Source organism: Polyangium sp. 15x6 (assembly GCF_029960785.1).
GTDB lineage: Bacteria > Myxococcota_A > Polyangia > Polyangiales > Polyangiaceae > Polyangium.
Map to the genome: position 1 here is coordinate 54,490 of NZ_JASBQE010000036.1, position 21,577 is coordinate 76,066.

The following is a 21,577-nucleotide window of genomic DNA, read 5'->3' on the forward strand; positions in this document are numbered from 1 at the left end:
ACGCGCACGTATCCAGCCAAGCTCGAAACCGAGCCTGCGGACCGCCGCGAACGGCGCGATGAGGCGGACGAAAAGGAGGCCGAAGGAGCCCGAGCGGCCCGCCAGGGTCCACGACTAGCGGATTTCCCATGGCGCGTCAAGCGGGAACATGATTGCCTTTCTCCCGGGATCCATGCGCTCGTCTCATCAGTACCGCTCCGCCGGCGCCGAGCCACGTATCGTCCGCGTCCTCGATTTCGACAGGCTCCCGGACATCGTGCGGGAACGGCTCGTCCGCGGGCTCGCGGAGGGTGGCATGCCCGCGCCGCTCTTACGCGTCGAGGGGGACGCGGCGGGCACGATTCCGGGCTCGCGGCGCTTCTGGCTCGGCGCGGGGATCACCTCCGGGTTCGTTTGGCTCCTGCTGTGGTTCGTGCAGTTCGGTGACTTCGACGGTAACTTCGCCGTGCAGCCGCGCGTGTTCGTGCTTCTCCACGCACTCGTCGTATCGCTGCTCGCGCTCGCCGTGATCGTGCACGTGTACTTCCGGCGATCGAAGGACGAGGGCGCGCCGTTCCCGTCGGGCCGGTATCTCTTTTCGCTCGATCTCGTGGAGGTCCGCGGGCGCATTCTCACGGTGACCTCGCTCGCGACGCTCCGGCGCGTCGAGGGGCGCACGGGTGGGAGGCGCGGCGAGGTGATCCTCGTCTTCGGTGATGGCGAAGCGGCGCCGCTGCGCGTCCTCGGGGATGCGACGGAGCTCGCGGGCGAGGCCCAGGCGGCGATCGACGAGGCCACGCGCCTGGTTTTACCGGACGACCAGCCCGCGATCGAGCGGATCGATCCCTTTTTCGAATTGCGAGTCGCCGACGACTGGGCGAGCGCGGCGCACGCCGCGGAGGAAAAGAACAGCCGTGTCCCCGCATTTCGATGGCTCGTCCTCGCGTCGGCCTCCGTGGGCGCGCTGCTCGGCCCTGCATCGTGGTTTGCGCGCAATCGCCTGAGCGACGCGTCCATGTTCAGCCAGATCCGCGAAGCGGGCGAGCGTGGCTCGGACGATGAGTTCGCGAGGAAGCACATGCAATACATCCACATGGGCCTGCGCCATCGCAGCGAGCTCGACGACATCGCGTTCGAGCGGGCGAAAAGGCGCGTGGAGTCCCTCGCGGCGTACCTGTCGATGTACCACGACGGCAAACACGCGGCCGAGGCGGACGAGCTGCTCTTCGGTATGGTGAAGAAGGCGGATTACCTCCCGACGTATGGGATCTACCTCGCCGACGAGCGGGGTCGGCGGCACCTGGACGAGGTCGACGACGCGATGTTCGCGGCGGCGAAGCGGAACGATAGCCCCTTCGCATACCGGCAATACCTCGAAGCCCACGGCAAGAAGAACGAGGCGAAGGTTCGCTCGGAGCTCTTGCCCAAGGCCGAAATCGTGGACGCCCGGCAAAAGCAGGACGTGACGGAGCTCCGCGCGATCGAGCGCCGGTACGGAAGCAGGTGGGCCGAGGAGGTGAGCGAGTCGATTCACCACGTGTATGCCGACCGGCTCGACCTGCTCCGGCTGCGAAAGGGCTCGGGCGGCGATGACGCGCGCGCGATCTTCCGTCCGCTGCTCACGGCGCTCGAAATGAAGGGGGATCCCAAGGTCGTGCTGGATGTGGATTTCATCCTGCCGAACGCATTTCTGGACGCGGAGATGGGCCTGATGCACAAGCACGGGACCCGATACCACCCGGTGGGCCAGGTCTTCTGGAAGTCCGAGAAGGACGTCGAAGAGCGGATCTTCCATTCGATCGTCACGCGCGCGAGGGGCACCTTCGGCGGGGCCGTTCAATTCCAGAGCTCGACGGAGAAGGCGGCGCCGGACGTTCCTCGGCTCGTGGTCTCGATGTCCCTCGTCTCGGGCAGCGAGCCGTTCGTATCCACGGAAGACGGTCACGTCTTCAACGATGTCCGGATCCGACTGGAGATGCACGCCGCGATCCCCGGGGAGGGCTCGACGCCGTCGTTCGTCACGACGACCGGTCGCTCCACGGAGTTTCTCCCGAACGATTACGATTCGTCGTCGAAGCGATTGCAGCTCGTCCTCGGCACCCCGGAAAAGCTGCTCGAAGACGTGTATCCGACGCTGCTTCGCAAGGCCTCGGAGGAGCTCGGCGAGCTCCTCGCCCCTGTCCTTTGAGGAAACCTTCAACCATGTCCGCGTCGACCCTGCCCGAACGGCTCCGCGCCCACCTCGCCGCAATCCGGCTCGATCGAAAGTCCCCCGACGCGTACACCGTCTCCATGGAGAACCTCGCCGAGCAGCTCGGCGTGAGCCACGGTGAAATGGCGGCGGCGCTCTTCACGCTCCTGCCGACAGGAGCCGTCGACGCGCTCTTGAATGGTTCGCGGTGGATCTGGAGGGATCTCGTGCGGGCCGCGCCCGGACTCGGCGAGCTCCTGGCCGTGCTCGCACACCTGAAGGTGGCGGAGGACCGGCTCGGAAAAACGGCTATCTGGGGCTTTTTCCGGCGCGGGACAGACGCGTTGAAGAAGGCCGCCTACGATGGTTGGAACGAGGAGCTCGAAGCGGCGCTGCGCAGGTTCTTGCCTTCGCTGCGAGCGTCGCTCGATGCCGAGGTCGTTCGGGGCGTGGAATCGCTCGAAGAGCCGCTGCGCTTCGGGATGCGGTTTTCCCTCGTCCGTCACGGGCTCCTGCCAGCGCCCAAATGGACGAAGAGCGAGGTGAAGCAAATCGCGGAGGGGCTCGTCGAGGGCGGGGGGTGGGCGCCGGAGCAGCTCGAAGGGATCGAGCGCGTTTTGCCGGAAAGACCGCTCGCCGAGGCGCTCGTCGCCGCGGCCCTCGCGGACATCGCCAAGATCACGCCCGCCCAGCTCCGGCTGTTCGCGCCGGCGTGCAGCCCGGAGAAATTGTTCTCGATCGCGTCCGCGTCGTTTCATCTCACGGAAAAGCCCGAGGTGCTCGACGTCCTCCTCGAGCTTCTGCCGCCCGCGTTCGTCGAGGGTCTCGAGCGTGTCGCGGGGAAGGTGCCGACCCGCGGCGAATACCTCTCGGTGGAGCGAAAAAAAGAGCGCGCGGCTTTCGCCCTGGCCCTGCTCTCGCGCCGCGCGAGCCGGGAGGGCCGATCGCTCGAACCGCGGTTCCCGGCGGCGGCCGAGGTGGCCGTGCAATCGATGATGTTCGGGGAAGTCGTGCTCGGGGCCATGACGCCGGAGGATCGCGAGGCATTTTTCCAGCGCACGCCCTCCGTGTACCGCCCGTATGCGGAGAAATATCCCTCGGTGGCGTCGGCGCGCTGGGCCGTCGAGCGTATTCTCGACCATGTGGACCAGAGCGCGCTCCTGCGTGCGACGGGTATCTTCGGGGCGCGCGAGGCGGCGGCGCGGCTCGGAGAGGCGACGACGGAGATAGCGAAGGCCCGGCTCGCCAGCGCGCTCGGAATTCAGCCTTCGCCCGAGGAGGCGCGCGCGCTCGTCGAGGTGTGGTTGAAGGACAAGAGCCCCGCGTGGGAACAGGCGCTCGTGCTTCAGCAGGGCGCGGATGTCGCGGAGGCGTTGCGGGCGCGCGTAGGCAAGAAAAAGGTGTCGGTCCGGACGCTCGTCGAGCGTATTGGTCCGGATCTCGTCATGAGCCGCGAGATACGCACGCTCGCCGCCGAGCTTTCGGAGGGCGCGCGGACCGAATCCACGCTGCACGCTGTCGCCGCGGCCTCGCTTCGCCCGGATGTCGTCGCGCTCGACGAGCCTTTCCAGGCCGCGGAAGAGGATGTCGCGCGGGTCCGGGACGCGCTCGAAGCCGTGTCAGCATATCGGATTCCCGATACGCCGGACCGCAGCGCGCAGGTACCGACGCTGGTCGATTCCGACGCTCCCCTCGTGCTCCGCCTCCTGCCCGAGTTCCGAAACAAACCACGCGGGCCCGAGGTCGCCCTCGTGGCACTGGCGCGATTCCCCCGCGATCCGGCATTGGCATTCGTGGTGGCCCTGCTCGCGCCCTGGTCCACGGACGGGATCGAGGACATGGCGGAGATCCTCGGGGAGCGCTTGGTTTCCCCGTTTCTCGAAATCGTGCGCTGGGAGGACGCAACCCAGCGGAGCACCCCCGAGCGGCGCGCGGCGATTTTGCGGGCGCTCGGCGGTTTTCCGGACGAACGATCGCTCCCGGTCGTGCTTCCGCATCTCGCCCGGGAGGACAAGGACGTCGCGCAGGCCGCGCGCGAGGCGCTCGCTTCGTTCCTTCGCAAGGGCGTGGGGCGTGAGCGGATCACGAAGGAGCTCGCGGTTTCCCTGAGAAAGCAGCCGCTCGCCGTGCTGCCGCTCTTCGCGAGCGTCCCGGTGCCGGAGGCCCTGAAGGCGCTCGAAGCGCTGGATCGAAAGCTCCTCCGCACCGCCGCGGCCGCGCGCGCATACGAGGCCGCGCTCGTGCTCGCGCGAGGCGCCTCGATGGGAGAGGTTGTCTTGCCAGACCCGCCGCTCGCGATGCTCGACGGCCCGCCGCTCGCGACGCTCGACGCGCCGGCGAACCGTCTCCAGGCCCTGGGTGGGCGCGTCGCGGCGTCCACGGGGACGGACGTGCACGTTTGGTCGGTATCGACCGGCGAGATCGAGCGGACGGTGGCGCTCGCGCCGCATCAGGAGGCCGTGCTCGTCCTCGGCGGGGAAGCGCTCGTGCTCGCGGAAGAAGGGCCCCTCGATATCGTCGATCTCGCCACCGGGCGGCGCCGCGAGGGCGTCATCGAGAGTTACGAGCATTTCGCCGTCGTCCCGGACGAGGGAGGCGAGCACCTGGCCATGCCGCGGCAATCGGGCCAGGACACGGGCATCGTGTTCGCGGACGTGCGCAAGAAAAAGATCACGCAGGACGTGGATCTCGACGGGATGCCGGAGGCCTGCTTTCCGTTTCCGGGAGGCGGGTTCCTCATCTCCGATGCAGGGTCCGTCGCCGTGTGGGATGCAGCGAAGGGAAAACCTCGGGCCGTCGTCTGGGCGGCGTCCCAGGACGACGAATGCGATGACGAAGACCCGCGGATCGGCGTCCCGTTCGCGCGGGGGACACGCGTCGCGCTGGTGAGGGCAGCGTCGGTCTCCATTCATGGATCGGAGGACGGGAAGAAATGGAAGCTGCTCCGGGAGCACGAGGGGCTCCCCGAAGGCGCGATGGTCGTCGTGGGGCGGGAGAGCGAGGTGTTCGCGGTGACGTCGCCCGAGAGCACCGCCGTCGCGCTTTACGACGGCGCGGGTTTGCCCGTCGGGAACATTCGTTTGCCCGAAGGTTTTTCGGTGGACCGGTTCGTCGGGACGTGCTTGCTCGCGACGAAGGCGAGGGCCCTGGCGCTCCTCGATATCGGAAAAAAAACGTGGCGCGCCGGCGTGGGTTTGCCCGCGGACCTGTCGGCGTTCACGGTCGAGCCGGGCGGCGTGGTGCTCGCCGCGCTCGTGGATGGTCGAATCGTTCGCTGGAAGCCGTCCTGATCAGGCCGCGCGCTGCTGCTCCTCCTCGTGCCGGAGCTCGATCCGGCCATGCCGCGCCGGGAATCCCGGGGCGCCCGTCACGGCCGAGCGCACGCGGCTGACGATCGCCGAAAAGAGGCCCGCCGAGGGGTCCCAGTATTCCGCACGCTCGACCTCGACCCGCAAGAGGGCGATGTTCGGCTCGTCGAGCCCGCGCGGGAACCAGAGGCGCAGCGTCGGGTTCCAGAGTTTTTGCATTTTTTCCCGATCGCGGACGACCCGAGCCATGCCCGCGATGGAGACGTACCGATCGTCGTTCGGATCGGAGTATGCGATGTTCACGTGGTGATCGGCGTTGATCTCGCGCACCTTCTCGGTCTCGCAGGACGTGAAGAACCAGAGCGCGCCGTCCTCGTCGAGGGCCTCGCACGTGGCCATCGGGCGGCTGTGCAAGGTGCCGTCCCCGTGGGTCGTGGTCATCATCGCCACGCGGATGCCCTTCACGAGCCGCCTCAGCTTTCGCATCGCCGCTCCCTGACCATTGCCGTCTTTCGCCATGTGCGTCCCCCTCCTCTCCCGCGAGACGCATAAGGCCAGGACGGGCGCCGCGCGAGCCCCTCGCTCGCCGAGGGCAGAAGCCGTGCGCGGCCGCGCGCCTTCCGCTGCCCATGCCCGGCCGGTTCATGTTATACGCGGCGCATGGAATGGAGCCGAGACGATGTGCTCGCGGTCGTGAAGAGCTCACCCGACCGCGTCGCCGCGCATGACAAAGCAGGCTGGGTGGGGCTCTTCGCGCACGGCGCGGTCGTCGAGGACCCGGTGGGCGGGCCGCCCGCGCGGAAGGGCGCCGATCCACGCGACGGCGACGACGAGCTCGGGCGCTTTTACGACGTGTACATCGCGCCGAACGACGTGCGCTTCGAGGTGCTCGCGGACGTGGTGCAAGGGCTGACGGTGGTGCGGGACGTGAACATCACGACGCGCACGCCGAACGACGCGCGCGTGGCGCTGCCGGCGTATCTGATTTACGAGCTCGGAGAGTTCGACGGGGCGTTGCGGGTCAACCGCATGCGAGCGTTCTGGGAGCTCCGGGGCGTGACCGCGGCGGCGCTGAAGGGCGGGCCGAAGAGCCTGATCGCGATGACGGGGCTCACGGCGCGCATGTTGCGGATTCAGGGTTTTTCCAACGTGTCGACGTACCTCGAAGGCCTCTGGCGGGGTATTTTCGAGCGCGGGCACGAGACGGTCGAGGAGCTCGCCCGCGCGATCCGGGAGCGGGATCTCGCCGGACTGCGGGGACTCTTTACGGATGACGAGCCGCGGATCGAGATCGATCCGGGCAAGCGGTATACGCCGCGCGGCGTGTTCGATGCGCTCGGACCGGGAGCATCGCTCGAGGTCGAAGCTCCGATTTCCGCGGGGTTTTTCACGGGATTCCGTTGCACGCTGACGGCCCACGGCGCGCGCCGGAGCGGCATGGGGCTGCTCGAATTCGATCCGCACACGCGGTCCTGCACCTCGGCGCGGCTTTTCCTGGGATGAGCGAGGACAAACGTTTCCGGAAGACGCCTCGGCAGGAGCGCTCGCGCTCGACGGTCGAGGCCATCCTGGAGGCGAGCGCGCGAGTCATCGGCGCGGAAGGGCCGGCGAACGCGACAACGCAGCAGATCGCGCACCTCGCCGGCGTGAGTATCGGTTCGCTCTATCAATACTTTCCGGGCAAGGAGGCGCTGTTCGGCGCGCTCATCGAGCGCGCGATCGACGACGACCTCGAAGCCATTCGAAAGGCCGTGGACGCGTCGAGCGCCCTTTCGTTCGTGGAGGGCGCGCGGCTCGTGCTCTCGCGTGTGCTCGACCTGCCCATGAAGCGGCCGCGGCTTTATGCGTGGATGATCCGGTATTTGCCCGAGCTCGGGCTCTTGCCGGCGTCGCAGCGGGCCGTGCGCGAGAGCGCGCGGGAGACGCGGCGGTTTCTGGAGATTCACAAGGGGGCTCTGCCCCCGGCGGACCTCGACGCGATGGCGCTGATCGTCGTGGGCGCCGTGCGAGGCGCGCTGGAAGCCGTGGCCCGCGAGCGCCCCGAGCTGCTCGAAAATGAGAGTTTTCTCGACTACATGGCCGACCTGGCCCTCGGGCTCCTCGACCGGACCGCGGCGCGCGCGGCCGGCGCGAAATCTTGAGGGGCCGTCGGGGGTCGAGGTTCAAGGTTTCGAAATCATTCAGTTTCGGATGCGAGTGGAAATCGGGAGCGGGCGCCCCCATAGTCTCCTCGTGGCCGGCGCTCGCTGGCCGGGAGATCACGATGACCACGACCACGGTAGGCGCGCTTCACGATGTCGCAGAGGCCCCGCTGTTCCCGCGTGATCGCCCGCTCCCTCCCACGCTGACCGTGCGCCAGGCGCGGGACGCGTACCTCGCGGAGAACGGCTTCACGACGGACGAATATACGGCCGAGACGTTCTCGTTGATGATCTTCGGCGGGCGGGCCAAGGTGACGCTGCCGAACCCGCCGCCGCGGCGCTGGGCGATCGCAATGCACGATTTGCATCACGTGGCGACGGGGTATGGCGCCAACCTGATCGGCGAGGGCGAGATTGCGCTCTGGGAGCTCATGGGCGGCTGCGAGACGTGGATCGTGTATCTGCTGAACGCCTCGGCCGCGACGCTGGGATTCGTGCTGTCGCCGCGCCGCATGCTGCAAGCGTACAGGGACGCCAAACAGGCGAAGGCGCTCTACCGGCAGGGGATGAAGGTCGAGGAGATGCTCGACATGCCGCTCGGGGATCTGCGTGAGCGGCTCGGGATCCCGCGCGAGGGCCTGGCGAAGGGCGAGCGCGCGGTCGTGGCGAAGCGGCGCGCCTGAGAGGTTTTCGAGAAAAACCTATCCGCGGAAGGTGCTCGAACGGTTGAGGAGGTCCCCGCACGCCGCGTCGTATTCGGCGCGCATGCGGCGGACGAGCGTCTCCACGCTGGGCGCGTCCGTGATGCTGCCGACGCCCTGTCCCGCGCTCCAGATGTCGCGCCACGCCTTCGCGGCGGTGTTGCCGCCGGAGCCGAAGTTCATGGTGGATTTGTCGGCCGAGGGGAGGTTGTCCGGGTCGAATCCGGCCGCCGCGATGGCGGGCTTGAGGTAATTGCCGTGAACGCCCGTGAAGAGGGACGAATAGACGATGTCCTTCGCCGTCGTGTCGACGAGCATTTGCTTGTAGGCGGGCATCGCGTTCGCCTCCTCGGTGGCGATGAAGCGCGTGCCGACATAGGCGAGGTCGGCGCCGATCGATTGCGCGCTGAGGACGTCGCGGCCCGTGGAGATCGCGCCGGCGAGGCAAACCGTGCCCTGATAGAACTTGCGGACCTCGGCGACGAGCGCGAACGGCGAGAGCGTGCCAGCGTGGCCGCCCGCGCCCGCGCAGACGAGGATGAGGCCGTCGACGCCCTCCTCGATCGCTTTCTCGGCGTGCCGCACGTTGATGACGTCGTGGAGCACGATGCCGCCGTACGAATGCACGGCCTTCACCACCTCGGCCGGCGGGCGCAGGCTCGTGATGATGATGGGCACCTGATGCCGGACGCAGACCTCCATGTCGTGCTCGAGCCGATCATTCGAGCGGTGCGCGATCTGATTGACCGCGAACGGCGCCACGCGCGCGCCGGGGTTTTGCGCGCGGTATTCATCGAGCTCGGTCTTGATCCGCGTGATCCAGACCTCTAGCTGCTCCTTCGGGCGCGCGTTGAGCGCCGGGAAGGACCCGACCACGCCCGCCTTGCACTGGGCAATGACGAGCTCGGGGCCCGAGACGATGAACATGGGCGCGCCGATCACGGGGAGCGTGAGGCGGCCTTCGAGGCTCTTGGGAATCGGCATGGTCGGGGTCCTCCGGGGAAGCGTCCAAACGTCGTAGGCCCTAGAGGCGCCTCACGTCAAGAGGGCTGCGATCATGGCCTCTATACCAAGTGCTCGGGTTTCGCCAAATTTGTGCCCGAACACGAGCGACGTGGTAAGCGCGACTCGATGGACGCCGGGGGGCGTCCCGCCGGAGGAATCATGTCGCGTCTCAAGGTCATCACCCTCCTCAGCACCACGCTCGCCGCGCTCTCGATCGGTTGTGGTTCGGATCCCGTGGCCGCGCCGAGCACGGCCGCCGCGGCGGCCGCGCCGAACCCCGCAGCCGCGAAAGCGCCCGAGGTCGCGAACACGCTCGCCGCGCCCGTGAGGAAGGACAAGACCACCCCGACCGCCGGCTCGGTGCACATCGAGGATCGCATCGTGAAGGCGTGCGGTGACATTCCGCGCGCGCGCTTCGCGTTCGACTCGTCCGACATCGAGCCGGAGGCGACGAAGGCGCTCGAAGCGCTCGCCCGCTGCTTCACGACGGGTCCGCTCGCCGGCAAGGGAATGAAGCTCGTCGGACACGCCGATTCACGCGGAGAGACCGAATACAACTTCGGCCTGGGCCAGAAGCGCGCCGGCAACGTGGCGGACTTCCTGGGGAAGAAGGGGCTCGAGAAGTCGCGCGTGGAAACGTCGTCGCGCGGGGAAATCGAGGCAACCGGGGTGGACGAGGAAGGCTGGGCCCACGATCGCAAGGTCGACGTGTATCTCGCCGACTGAGGACGAAAAGCCATGATCGATACGCCGATCGACTCTGCCGCGGCGCCGATCCGTCTGGATCCGGTGTCGCTCGTCTTGCATTCGTCCGGGCCCGTGTTCGTCGTGGTCTGGCTGCTCGTGGCCGCGGCGGTGATGGTCTGGGTCATCGCCCTCTTGAAGGCGCTCCAGCTCGGCCGACTGAGCCGGGCGGAGCGGCGCTTCGAGCAAGAGGCGAAGCATGCGCTTTCGGCCGACGCGCTGTTCGCCGCGGCGAGCCGGTATGCGGACGCCCCGGGCGCCGTGGTCGTGCTCGAGCTCGGAAAACGCGCGGGGAGCCCGAAATTGCTCGATTCCGTGGCCAAGCGCGCGCTCGTCGATCAGGAGCAGCGAGCCGGGTCGCTCATGGCCTCGCTGTCCACGATTGCCGCGGCCGCGCCGTTCGTCGGGCTGTTTGGCACGGTGTACGGGATCATGGACGCGTTCTTGCGGATCGGGCAGGCGAAGAGCGCGAGCCTGCCGGTCGTGGCGCCTGCGATCGGCGAGGCGCTGATCGCGACGGCGATCGGGCTCGCGGCGGCCATTCCGGCGGTCGTGGCCTACAACGCGCTGAACAAGCGGATCGACGCGCTTTTGTCGGCGATCGAGGCGGCGAGCGAGGGCTGGGTGGCGCTCGTCTCCGAGGTGCCGGCGACGCGGCCGTTGCCGAGCACGCAGGGCTCCTGAGGAAAAGGACGCGCCATGGGCATGTCGACCGGCGGATCGAGGCGGGGCAGGGGAAAAGGGTTCGGCGATATCAACGTCACGCCGCTCGTCGACGTGATGCTGGTCCTGCTCGTGGTGTTCATGGTGACGGCGCCGCTGCTCGCGTCGGGCCTGCGGGTCGAATTGCCGCAGGTCGAGGCGACGGAGGCGCCCGTCAAGGACACGAAGCTCGTCGTGACGGTGACCAAGGAGGAAAAAATCCTCTTCGGGGAAGATGACGTGACGACGAGCGTCGAGGATGTGCTCGCGACGAACCCGCGGGTGCAAAAAGAGAAAGAGCTGTACATCCGCGCGGACAAGGACGCGCGGTATGCGGCGGTCGCGCGCGTGGTCGCGGCGGCGCGCTCGGCGGGCGTGCTGGGGCTCAATTTGCTGGTCGAGCCGGAGCCCGACGAGGCGCGGGAGGCGGTCCGGTGAGCGCGGACGCGGCGCCGTCCACGAAAAGCGATTTTCGAGTCCACGAGATCGCGCTGGCCGTGATCTGCGCGGTCGGGCTCCAGGGCGGGGCGTTATTGCTCCTGCGCGCGGCGAATCTCGATCGGCCGGCCATGGCGCCGGAGATCGACAAGGGGCCGAGCGTGCCCGTGAAGGTGGTGCCCGTGCTCGATCTCGACGCGGCGCCGGCCTTGAAGCTCGGCGGAAAGCGGGATCCAGCGAAGCTGCCGGATCGATGGCTGAAGCCACGGGCGAAGCGCCGCGTCGAGGAAAAAGCGTTCGTCTCGACGAAGGCGGAGAAGACCGAGGAGGCCATTCCGCCGAAAGAGATCGAGGTGGCCGAGGCGAAGACGCCGGTGCCGCCGCCCGAGGCCGAAGTCGCGAAGGTGGTCGAGACGCCGATCGAGGAGCCCGCGAAAGCCGAGCCCCCGCCGAACGTGGACGAAAAAGGCCACGAGGACGGCGTGAAGGGCGGGACCGAGATGGATCCCTTGAAGGCGCGCGCGGTGGACATCTACCGGGAGAAGATCCGGAGCTGGTTCAGCCGCAGGTTCCGCGTCTCGGGGTCGGGTTTGTCGCCCGAGGAGATCACGAAGTTCCGCGTGGCCGCGACGGTGACGCTTTCGGGCGGTCGATCGGTCGCGAGCTTCGCGATCGTATCGAGCGGCCAGGCCGCGTTCGATGCGGCGGCGCGCGCCGCGCTGGAGGGCGCCAAGGGCGAAGAATTGCCGCCGCCGCCCGAGAATTACCCGGACATCGTCCAGAGCCAGATTTCGCTCACCTTCACCTGCACGCCGGAGCGATGCGATTGAAGAAGACCCTGCTCGCCCTCGCCGCCGTCTCGTCCGTCTCGGTCGCCGCGTTCGCGGAGGAGCCCGCGGACACGCCGCCGTCGCCGGAGGATCTGCTCGGCAATATCGTTGTCGTCGCCGGGGCGACGCGGCCTCTGCCGCGGATCGCGGTCCTGCCCTCGTCGAGCTGGGACGAGGAGGACGTGATCATGCGGAGCGTGGCGCGGCGTGATCTCGAGCTCTCGGGCGAATTCGAGGTGCTCACGGACGACGACGCGCCGGAGGAGGCGTGGGGCGCGGAGACGCTCGATGTCTCGATCTGGGCGAAAAAGAAGGTCGAGGCGCTCGTGGAGGCGCGCGCGCGGCCCGTGCCGGGGCAGGACAAGGTGGAACTGCGGGCCCGGGTGTATTTCGTGCGCAACGGGGCGGCGGCTGTTCTCGACAAACGGTTTTTGATTCCGGCGTCGGATCTGCGGGAGGAGGCGCACCGGATCTCGGATCTCGTGATCGGAGCGCTGACGGGGCAAAATGGCGGGTTCGCCAGCCGGATGACGTTCGTCGCGGGCGTGGGCAAGCTCCGGCGCGTGTTCACGGTGGATGCGGATGGGCACGATCCGAAGCCGGTTTCACCGACGGAGGAGATCGCGGTCGCGCCGGCGTTCGGGAAAGGCGATGAGCTCTACTGGGCGGCCAGCGCGCAAAACGGAGAATACCGGATCCGGACGGCGAACGGGCGGGCGGTGGATCTGTCCGTCAAGGGCTCGGTGTACGGTCTCGCGTTCTCGCGCGACAAATCGCGCGTCGCCGTCTCGATCGCGGACGGGGGTACGATCAAGATGTTCGCGGGCCCGGATTTCGCGAGCCTTTCGCCCGCGAGCGAGGTGGGCATGGCCCTCCGGCCGACGTTCACGCCGAGCGGAAAGCTCGCGTATTCCGGCGAGGGGCGGTTCGGGCAACGAATCTATGTGGAGGACAAACCGATTTCGCCGGATGGCCTCTTCGCGTCGGCGCCGACGTTCTGCAATCACCCGGATGGGGTGCGGGCGGTGTTCGCGGTGGGGGTCGGCAAAGATACGGACCTCGTGTCGACGGACGAACGCGGGCGCGGAATGGTGCGGCTGACGCAGGGGCAAGGGCGCAATGGATATCCTGCGTGCAGCCCCGACGGGCGACTCGTGGCGTTTTTCTCGACGCGGACGTCGGGCGAGGGGCCAGGGCTCTACGTGATGCGGCTCGACGGCGGGCGGCCGAAGCGGATCTCGACACTCGTCGGAGATTCGTTACGATGGGATCCGCTCCCGCCCGGGCGCGGCGTCGAGCTGAAGAACGAGCCGAAGAACTGACGAGCAAGGTCGTGATGGAGATCCCGATCCCGCCGGAAGGGACGGCGGAGCGCTGGGCATACGATTACGTGACGAGCGAGGAGCTCGAGCACAAGCTCGCCCCGCCGCCCGTGCCCGCGGGGTGGGAAGAGGATGCGCCCGCGCGGCGGATCGAGCGGCCTGGGAGGCCGAGCACGCTCGAGATCGCGAAACGCGCGCACAAGTCGCCGGGGCCGGATGCGATCCGGGATCCGGCGCGGCGGGCGCAGCTCGTGCACACGTTCCTGCATCACGAATTGCAGGCCGCCGAGCTGATGGCCTGGGCGCTGCTCGCGTTTCCGGAGGCGCCGAGGGCGTTCAAGAAGGGGCTCTTGCAGATCGCCGGGGACGAGATCCGTCACATGGCGATGTACGCGCGGTACATGGAGGGGCTCGGTCACGCATTCGGAGAGTTTCCGGTGCGGGATTGGTTCTGGGAGCGGGTGCCGCGCTCGAAGTCGCCGGCGCATTTCGCGGCCGTGATGGGCATGGGGCTCGAAGGGGGGAACCTCGACCATACGGCGCGGTTCGCAGGGCGATTTCGCGCGATCGGGGACGAGGAAGGGGCGCGCATCCAGGAGGTCGTCTGCGCCGAGGAGGTGCCGCACGTGCGCTTCGGGGTGCACTGGTTTCGGCGTTTTACCGAGGGGCTCGATTTCGAGGCGTGGCGCGCGCATCTGCCGGAGCCGCTTTCGCCGATGGTGATGCGAGGATCGCCGCTCAATCGAGAGGATCGGATCCGGGCAGGTTTTCCCGAGGAATTCCTGCAGGAGCTCGACAAATGGGCGCCTCGTTGACGCTTGGGGGCTCCGCTCGGACGAGCCGAGCTACGCCCCCAAACCCCCGAACCGCGTGGCTCCTGAACCTCGGCGCTGAAGTCGAGCTGGAAGATGCGCGACGGACGCTCGGGGCGGAGGCGCGGGCGCGGCTGCCGGAGCTCGCGGGGCGGCTCGGGGCATTGGTGCGTCCGACCGATATATTGTTATTTGGTGCACCGGACGAGGCGAGGCGCGCTGAAGGGGCGGTGGGAAAGGCGTGGCTCCCGACGCCGCGCGCGCTCGAGGCGCTCGCGCACGCGGGCGCGCGCGTGCCCGCAGCGCCCGCCTACGAGGTGCTGCGCCGGGCGAACGATCGGCGATTCTCGCTCGCACTCGGGGCGACGCTGCCGGGACAGCGGACCGTGACGACGCTGGACGAGGTGCGCGAGGCGCTCGCGGCGCCGTCGCCGGGGGGAAACTGGCTTTTGCGTAGGCCGCACGGATTCGCGGGGCGCGGGCGGCGCCGGGCGCGGGAAGACGAGGTGCTCGGCGCGGCGCGGAGCTGGATTGAGGCGTCCTTGCGTTCGTTCGGCGCGCTCGTGGTCGAGCCGTGGGTCGATCGCGTGGCCGATTTCGGGTGGCACGGGTTCGTGTCGCGCGAGGGGCTCATTTTACTCGGCGATCCGACGTGGCAGGAGACGGCGCCGGACGGGACGTGGCTCGCGACGCGGCCCGCGAAGCCCTTCGATCTCGGCCGAGAGGAGACGGAGCTCTTCGCGCGGGCCGCCGAGCAAGCGGGCGCCGCGCTCGCGTCCGCGGGTTATTTCGGGCCGTTCGGGGTGGACGCGTTCCGCTGGCGGGACGAGACGGGGAATTTGCAGTTCAATCCGCGCTGCGAGATCAACGCGCGGTATTCGATGGGGTGGGGGATCGGAATGGGGGAGCGCCGTCCGGATCTGGATCCGGAGCCATAGGCTCACATCGGCCGCGCGAGCTTGCGCAGGGCCGCGTCCATGCCGCCGAGCAGCGAGGCCGGGTTGCTCTCGTCGTAGAAATGCTGGAACTTGGGGCGCGGCGCGTGGACGTCGGCCATGAGCGCTCCGTCCGGGGCGAGGAAGAACGTGCGCGGGACGTACGAGCCGTCGGGGGCGTAGCGGTCGCCGATCGCGGCCTCGTCATCCGGGTTCACGCGAATCATCACGAAATCCTTCGCGCGCGTGACGATGCGCGGATCCTGAAAGACGTTCGCGTAATTGCGGCAATGGGGGCACCAGGCGGTGTAGAAGACGAGACAAACCGGCTTGTTCTCGGCCTTCGCGCGGGCCATGCCGGCCTCGTAGCCCTGCCACGCGATCTGCGCGTCGTTCCAGTTCTCGCCATTCGCCGATTTTCCAGGCGGAGGCGCGGGGGCAGGCGCCGTCGTGACGGCGGGCGGCGTGGTCGTGACGGCGGAAGCGGGCTCGGGGCTCACCGCGGCCGTGGGATCTTCCGCCTTGAAGGAGCCGTAGAGCAGGGCGCCGAGCATCGCGACGGCGCCGAACGCCGCGGCGAGGCTGCCCCACGATCCCTTCGCGGGTGCCCCCTTGCCCTTTTTACGACCCCGCCCCCCGCGTTTCCCTTGATCCTTCGTCACCTGGGAGGTGTAGCCCCGAAAGGCTCGCGGGTCCACACACATCGCGGGCGCCGCGAGGGCGAGCGCGCCGTTTCGCTCGCCCCCGCAGCGGGTTCACGCGCAGCGAGGGTGGGCCCGGTTCACGGCGCGAGGCCGAGGAGGAAGACGTTGTCGGCCGCGCCGCCCGCGAGGGTGCCGCCGCCGAAATCGACGTTTCCGACGAACGAGCCGGTGAACCAGGGGGCGCCCGCGGCGTCGACGGCGAGAGCCTCGCCGCGGTCGTTTTGCGGGCTGCCGAAGCCGCGGAGCCAGACCTGGGTGCCCGTGGGGCTCAGCTTGGCGACGAAGATGTCGGCCATGCCGATCGAGGGAATCGTATTGCCGCCGAGCCCGACGACGCTGAAGAATTCGCCCGTGAGGAGGATGTTGCCGAAGGCGTCGGTCGTGATGTCCTTGCCGCGCTGCGCGCTCACGGCGCCGAAGCTCTTGCTCCAGGCGTGATTGCCGTTCGGATCGAGCTTCAAGACGAACCCGTCGTCGCCGCCGACGCTGGTGGTCGCGCCGCCGCCGAAATCGATCGTGCCCGCATACTGGCCCGTGACGGCGATGTTGCCGCTCGGATCCGCGGCGACCGCGAGGGCGCGTTGATCCGAGGCGTCGCCGAAGCGCTTGCTGAAGAGGTGATTGCCCGTGGGGCCGAATTTCGCGATGAAGACGTCCTCGCCGCCCGTGGCCACGAACGGGCCGCCGCCGAAATCAGCGACGTTCTCCATGCCGCCGACGATGATGACGTTGCCGGCGGCGTCGGCCGCGACGTCGAACCCTTGCTGATTCTGCGCGGAGCCGAATCCCTTGGCCCAGAGCGCGCTCCCCGCGTTGTCCATCTTCGCCACGTAGACGTCGAGGTTGCCGGCGCCCGTGAGCATCGTCATGCCCCAGGAGAACGTGCCGGAGAACGCGCCGGTGACGAGGACGTTACCCGCGCCATCGACGGCGACGCCCGACGAGGTTTGCGTGAAGTTGGCGCCGAATCCCTTGGCGAAGACCTCGGTCCCCGCGGCGTCGAGTTTCGCCACGAAGAAATCGTCGCCGCCTCCGCTCGTGAGGGTGGTGGCGCCGATCGTGATGGTCGTGGAGAAGTTGCCGGTGACGAACGTATTGCCCTGGGCATCGACGGCGAGGCCCGTGGCGCTCTGATCGCCGGTGCCGCCGTAGGCCTTGGACCAGACGTGGTTGCCCTGCGGAGTGAATTTCGCGACGAACACGTCGACGCCGCCCGCGCTCGTGAGCGCGCCGCCGCCGAAATCGATCGTGCCGGTGAAATTGCCCGCGACGAGGACGTTGCCCATGGAATCGATGGCGATCGCGAGGCCCTGCTGGGCCGAGACGTCGCCATAGGATTTGCTGACCACGTGCGCCCCGGTGCAAGCGGGCGCCATGCCATTGCAATCATCGTCGACCGGGGTGGCGCAGTTCTCCGGCGAGGGGAGGACCTGGCCGACGCAGGGGCCGTACGATTTGCCGTCGGCCGCGCAGGTCTCGAGGCCGGCCACGCATTGGCCGACGCCCTGCGTGTTCATGGGGCCCGTGTAGCAGGTCTGCGTGGCGCCGGGCATGCAGATGCAGCCGACGCTGTCGTCCGGCGTGCCGTCGCAATCCTGGTCGATGCCGTCGCAGATCTCCATCGTGGGGACGACCTCGCCGACGCAGGGGCCCCATTGCCCGCCCGCGCAGGTCTGGGTGCCGCCCACGCAGATGCCTACGTTTTGGGTGCCCGGCGGGCCCATGTAACAGGCCTGCGTGGCGCCGTCGATGCAATCGCAGCCCTCGTCCGGGACGCCATTGCAATCGTTGTCCATTCCGTCGCAAACCTCGGCCTGCGGAGCGCAGCAGGCGCTCGGCTCGCCGGTACACTGGTAGCCAGCCTCGGTCACGCAGGCCGCGTCACAGCCGTCGCCGGGCATCGTGTTGCCGTCGTCGCAGAGCTCGGCGCCCTTCACCAGGCCATCGCCGCAGAGGGTCGTGCACACGGAGGGCGCGCCGGTGCATTCGAAGCCGCTTTCGATGGCGCACGTGGTGTCGCAGCCGTCACCCGCCATCGTATTGCCGTCATCGCAGGCCTCTTCCTGGACCACGCCGTCGCCGCAGACGTCCGACATGCCGCCCGCGCCGCCGAAGCCGCCGGATCCGCCCGCGCCGCCGGAGCCGCCGGAGCCGCCCGTTCCACCGGAGCCGCCCGTGCCGCCCGTGCCGCCGGCCCCGCCCATTCCACCGCTGCCGCTCGAGCTCGAGGTGCCGAACGAGAGCGGATCTGCGTCGCTGCAGCCGGCCGCGCCCAGGAGCGCCGCAGCCGAAAGGAGAAGGACCAGGCTCGTTCGTGTCGTTCCGATCATGAAGGTCTCCCGAAGATTGTTGTCGTCCGATCCGGAGGCGCCCGCGAGAGCGTCGGAGGGCGGATGGATCCACGATGCGGGACACGGGCGAAAGGCGAGCGGTAAAAGCGACGGCGCAGATCGAGAGGATCCGCGCGTCGGTTTTGTGCCTTCAAACTGTGAGATGGATCGGCTAGGCGCTGCACACGTCCCCGGACAGACCCGAGGTGTCGATCGGTTGGCGCATGGGCGCGGCCACGAGCCCGTCCGGTCGATGCGAGGATCGACAAGGAGGACGCGCGCGCCCTTTCAAACCCCTACCTGGTCGTGTATCGTCTCCCACGCCGCCATGGCCGACGACGCGAACCAAGATCGTGAAGCTGCATTCAATCGAGGCCTCGAGGCGTACCGCGCCGGTTGCCATTTCGATGCCTACGACATCTGGACGCAGGTCTACCAGGACGAGCAAAACGAGACGAATCGCCGGTTTTTGCAGGCGATCATTCAAGTGACGAACGCGATGCACAAGGTTCGTCACAACGCCGAGCTGCGCGGATCGGTGCACCTGCTCGAACGCGCGCTGCTCAAGCTCGACGCGCTGCCCGACGTCCACGGCGGCATCGATCTCGCCACGTTCCGCGATGCGACGCGCATCTGTCTGGCCGAGATCAAGCGCCTCTTGTCCGTCGCGCAGAAGAACCTGGAAGACTCGTTCATTCCGCCGCTGAAGAGCGTGGGCTCGGGCCCCGTGCTGGAGCCGCGCGTTTCTCCGCCTTCGAAGGATCCGGAGACGCTCTTCCAGAACGGCCTCGACGCATACGCCGCAGAGCGGTTCTACGACGCGCACGAGATCTGGGAGGACTACCGGCGCACGCGGCCGGAATCGGATCCGTCGCGCGAGTTCGTCAAGGGGCTGATCCTCGTGGCGACGGCGATGCACAAACTGCATCGCGCCAAGAGCCCGAGCGGCGCAGCGCAACTCCTGGAGCTCGCCCTCGACAAACTGCGCGACGCGCCCGAAGGGACGTCGGGCCTCGACGTGAAGGCCGTCGTCGACGAGGTGTCGCGCGTGCACGCCGACATCGAGGCGCTCGAAGCGACGGGCGCCGAGGGGCCGATCGAGGCCCGCTACATCCCCGCGATCCGCCGCAGCGCGTGAGGTCGAATCGAGCCCGCGAGGCCGCCGCCGCTCAGCGGTAGCGGCCCCGGCTCGTGCTGCCGCCCCCGCCGCCGCGCGAGCTCGACTTCTTCGCGCCGCCCGACGGCTGCGCGCCGCTCGCCTTGGCCTTCGCGCGAGGCTTGGCCTTGGTCGCCGGAGGCGGGACCTCCGCGCCCGAATCTTCGAGCTCCCCCTTGAGCGCGCGGAGCTGATCACGCAGGCGCGCCGCCTTCTCGAACTCGAGGTTCTCCGCGGCGGCGAACATCTCGAGGCGCAGCGCCTCGATGCGCTCGGCGAGATCGGCGCCCGTCGGCGCGGCTTCCTTGCCAGAAGGCGCAGCGCCGCGTCCGCCGCCCTTGGGGACGGCGTAGTAGTCGCGCGCGCCGGAGGTCGGCGAGAGGTCGAGGATCGCCTTCGTGACCGTCGCGGGCGTGATGTTGTGCGCGACGTTGTACGCGGTCTGCAGCTCGCGGCGGCGGTTCGTCTCCTGGATCGCGTACCGCATCGCGTCCGTCTCGCGATCCCCGTACATGATGACCTGGCCGCGGACGTTGCGCGCGGCGCGGCCGATCGTCTGGATGAGCGAGCGCGGGCTGCGGAGGAAGCCTTCCTTGTCGGCGTCGAGGATCGCCACGAGCGAGACCTCGGGCAGATCGAGGCCCTCGCGCAGGAGGTTGATGCCGACGAGGACGTCGAACTCGCCGCGCCTGAGATCGCGGAGGATCTCCACGCGTTCGAGCGTGTCGATGTCCGAGTGCAGGTAGCGGACACGGACGCCGAGCTCCGTGTAGTACTCGGTCAGATCCTCGGCCATGCGCTTGGTCAAGGTGGTGACGAGGACACGCTCGTTCTGCGAGACGCGCTCGCGGATGCGCTCGAGCAGATCGTCGACCTGACCGGCGACGGGGCGGACGACGATCTGGGGATCGGTGAGGCCCGTCGGGCGGATGATCTGCTCGACGACGACGCCGCCGGTCTTCTCGATCTCGTAGTCGCCGGGCGTGGCGCTGACGAGCAGGACGCGGTCGTAGTGCGACTCGAACTCCTCGAACTTGAGGGGCCGGTTGTCGAGCGCGCTCGGCAAGCGGAAGCCGTACTCGACGAGGGTCTCCTTGCGCGCGCGGTCGCCGCGGTACATCGCCGCGACCTGCGGGATCGTCTGGTGCGACTCGTCGATGATGAGGAGAAAATCCTTGGGGAAGTAGTCGATGAGCGTGGGCGGCGGCTCGCCGGGCTTGCGGCCCGAGAGGTGGCGCGAGTAGTTCTCGATGCCGTTGCAGAAGCCCATCTGCTCGAGCATCTCGAGGTCGTACATCGTGCGCTGCTCGATGCGCTGCTTCTCCAAGAAGCGGCCGGCCTTGTCGTAGAAGTCGAGCCGGTCGCGCAGCTCCTCGCGGATCGAGGCGATGGCGTTGCGGAGCTGCTGCTGCTCGGTGACGTAGTGCGAGCCGGGGTAGATCGCGATGCGGTCGAGCGTGCCGAGCACCTTGCCGCGGACGGGATCGACCTCCTTGATGGCCTCGATCTCGTCACCGAAGAACTCGACGCGGATCGCGATGTTCTCCTCGTACGCCGGGAAGATCTCCACGACGTCGCCGCGCACGCGGAAGGTGCCGCGGTGGAAGTCGATGTCGTTTCTGTCGTACTGGATGTCGACGAGGCGGCGGAGGAGCTCGTCGCGGCGCAGCTCCTCACCGCGCTCCATCTTGATGAGCAGGCCGTGGTAGCTCTCGGCCGAGCCGATGCCGTAGATGCAGCTCACGGAGGCGACGATGAGCACGTCCGGCCGGGACAGGAGCGCGTGCGTGGCGGCGTGGCGCATCCGGTCGATGGCGTCGTTGATGATCGCGTCCTTCTCGATGAAGGTGTCGCTCGCAGGGACGTACGCCTCGGGCTGGTAGTAGTCGTAGTAGCTGACGAAGTAGTGGACGGCGTTGTTCGGGAAGAGCTCGCGCATCTCGCCGTAGAGCTGGGCCGCCAGCGTCTTGTTGGGCGCGAGGACGAGCGTCGGGCGCTGGAGGTGCTCGATGACCTTGGCCGCCGTGAACGTCTTGCCGCTGCCCGTGACGCCGAGCAGGCACTGGAAGGTCTCGGATCGGCCGAAGGCCCCGCTGATTTCCTCGATCGCACGAGGTTGGTCGCCACGCGGGGTGAAGTCTGAGACGAGCTCGAAACGCCTTGACACGAGGGCGGGCAACCTAGTCGCCAAGTGGAGCCTGCGCAACCCAGCGCGCCCATGCGTGCGTTCGGTGCACGCGAACCTTCTCCCTACGGTTTTCGCGTGCTACCCGAAGAAC

At 68.4% G+C, this 21,577-nt stretch carries 18 protein-coding genes; 13 read left to right on the top strand and 5 right to left on the bottom strand.

The features are described from left to right. Positions 1-172 precede the first annotated feature (172 nt). Together QHF83_RS25545 and QHF83_RS25550 are read left to right on the top strand one after the other, a co-directional pair. The gene (locus tag QHF83_RS25545) at positions 173-2,167 is read left to right on the top strand and encodes a hypothetical protein (RefSeq protein ID WP_282420543.1); all 1,995 of its coding nucleotides are present in this window, start codon (positions 173-175) and stop codon (positions 2,165-2,167) included. Positions 2,168-2,181: 14 nt separating this feature from the next. Continuing rightward, positions 2,182-5,460 carry a hypothetical protein gene (locus QHF83_RS25550; RefSeq protein ID WP_282420544.1) on the top strand — a complete coding sequence of 1,093 codons (3,279 nt, stop codon included), beginning with the start codon at positions 2,182-2,184 and terminating at the stop codon, positions 5,458-5,460. Here QHF83_RS25550 and QHF83_RS25555 read toward each other — a convergent pair whose 3' ends face one another. Further along, on the bottom strand, positions 5,461-5,997 hold the full coding sequence (locus tag QHF83_RS25555; RefSeq protein ID WP_282420545.1) for a pyridoxamine 5'-phosphate oxidase family protein: 537 nt from the start codon (positions 5,995-5,997) through the stop codon (positions 5,461-5,463). A gap of 141 nt (positions 5,998-6,138) precedes the next feature. Here QHF83_RS25555 and QHF83_RS25560 point away from each other — a divergent pair, with 141 nt between their 5' ends. The 3 genes from QHF83_RS25560 (at position 6,139) to QHF83_RS25570 (ending at position 8,302) form a co-directional block, all read left to right on the top strand. Next, on the top strand, positions 6,139-6,981 hold the full coding sequence (locus QHF83_RS25560) for a nuclear transport factor 2 family protein (RefSeq protein WP_282420546.1): 843 nt from the start codon (positions 6,139-6,141) through the stop codon (positions 6,979-6,981). Next, positions 6,978-7,619 carry a TetR/AcrR family transcriptional regulator gene (locus QHF83_RS25565; RefSeq protein WP_282420547.1) on the top strand — a complete coding sequence of 214 codons (642 nt, stop codon included), beginning with the start codon at positions 6,978-6,980 and terminating at the stop codon, positions 7,617-7,619. The genes QHF83_RS25560 and QHF83_RS25565 overlap by 4 nt, the downstream gene beginning before the upstream one ends. Before the next feature lie 122 nt (positions 7,620-7,741). Continuing rightward, positions 7,742-8,302 (top strand): hypothetical protein, encoded by a 561-nt coding sequence (locus QHF83_RS25570; protein WP_282420548.1) that lies wholly within the window; start codon positions 7,742-7,744, stop codon positions 8,300-8,302. A gap of 18 nt (positions 8,303-8,320) precedes the next feature. Here QHF83_RS25570 and QHF83_RS25575 read toward each other — a convergent pair whose 3' ends face one another. Next, a complete protein-coding gene (locus QHF83_RS25575; protein ID WP_282420549.1) occupies positions 8,321-9,304 on the bottom strand; it encodes a nitronate monooxygenase family protein in 984 nt (327 codons plus the stop codon). Positions 9,305-9,484: 180 nt separating this feature from the next. Here QHF83_RS25575 and QHF83_RS25580 point away from each other — a divergent pair, with 180 nt between their 5' ends. From QHF83_RS25580 to QHF83_RS25610, 7 genes are all read left to right on the top strand, one after another. After that, positions 9,485-10,051, top strand: coding sequence for an OmpA family protein (locus tag QHF83_RS25580; protein WP_282420550.1), 567 nt, complete (start codon positions 9,485-9,487; stop codon positions 10,049-10,051). Positions 10,052-10,063: 12 nt separating this feature from the next. Further along, a complete protein-coding gene (locus QHF83_RS25585) occupies positions 10,064-10,753 on the top strand; it encodes a MotA/TolQ/ExbB proton channel family protein (RefSeq protein ID WP_282420551.1) in 690 nt (229 codons plus the stop codon). 15 nt (positions 10,754-10,768) lie between these two features. Beyond that, a complete protein-coding gene (locus QHF83_RS25590) occupies positions 10,769-11,209 on the top strand; it encodes a biopolymer transporter ExbD (protein WP_271928148.1) in 441 nt (146 codons plus the stop codon). Beyond that, positions 11,206-12,039 (top strand): TonB C-terminal domain-containing protein, encoded by an 834-nt coding sequence (locus tag QHF83_RS25595; protein WP_282420552.1) that lies wholly within the window; start codon positions 11,206-11,208, stop codon positions 12,037-12,039. The genes QHF83_RS25590 and QHF83_RS25595 overlap by 4 nt, the downstream gene beginning before the upstream one ends. Further along, entirely contained in the window at positions 12,030-13,361 is a 1,332-nt protein-coding gene (locus tag QHF83_RS25600; protein ID WP_282420553.1) for a tolB protein, read from the top strand. The genes QHF83_RS25595 and QHF83_RS25600 overlap by 10 nt, the downstream gene beginning before the upstream one ends. Positions 13,362-13,375: 14 nt before the next feature. Further along, positions 13,376-14,176: a DUF455 family protein gene (locus QHF83_RS25605; RefSeq protein ID WP_282420589.1), complete on the top strand. Its 801-nt coding sequence runs from the start codon at positions 13,376-13,378 to the stop codon at positions 14,174-14,176. 227 nt (positions 14,177-14,403) lie between these two features. After that, on the top strand, positions 14,404-15,111 hold the full coding sequence (locus tag QHF83_RS25610) for a hypothetical protein (protein ID WP_282420554.1): 708 nt from the start codon (positions 14,404-14,406) through the stop codon (positions 15,109-15,111). A gap of 2 nt (positions 15,112-15,113) precedes the next feature. On the opposite strand, the gene QHF83_RS25615 is transcribed toward QHF83_RS25610, so the two are convergent. Then, positions 15,114-15,770, bottom strand: a complete 657-nt coding sequence (locus QHF83_RS25615; protein ID WP_282420555.1) for a thioredoxin family protein — start codon at positions 15,768-15,770, stop codon at positions 15,114-15,116. A gap of 119 nt (positions 15,771-15,889) precedes the next feature. Continuing rightward, entirely contained in the window at positions 15,890-18,142 is a 2,253-nt protein-coding gene (locus QHF83_RS25620; RefSeq protein WP_282420556.1) for a DUF4215 domain-containing protein, read from the bottom strand. Between the two features lie 328 nt (positions 18,143-18,470). Between QHF83_RS25620 and QHF83_RS25625 the strand changes: the two genes are divergently transcribed. Then, positions 18,471-19,280, top strand: a complete 810-nt coding sequence (locus QHF83_RS25625) for a DUF309 domain-containing protein (protein WP_282420557.1) — start codon at positions 18,471-18,473, stop codon at positions 19,278-19,280. A 31-nt stretch (positions 19,281-19,311) separates the two neighbouring features. Here QHF83_RS25625 and uvrB read toward each other — a convergent pair whose 3' ends face one another. Then, a complete protein-coding gene (uvrB, locus tag QHF83_RS25630; RefSeq protein ID WP_282420558.1) occupies positions 19,312-21,465 on the bottom strand; it encodes an excinuclease ABC subunit UvrB in 2,154 nt (717 codons plus the stop codon). Positions 21,466-21,577: the final 112 nt, after the last annotated feature.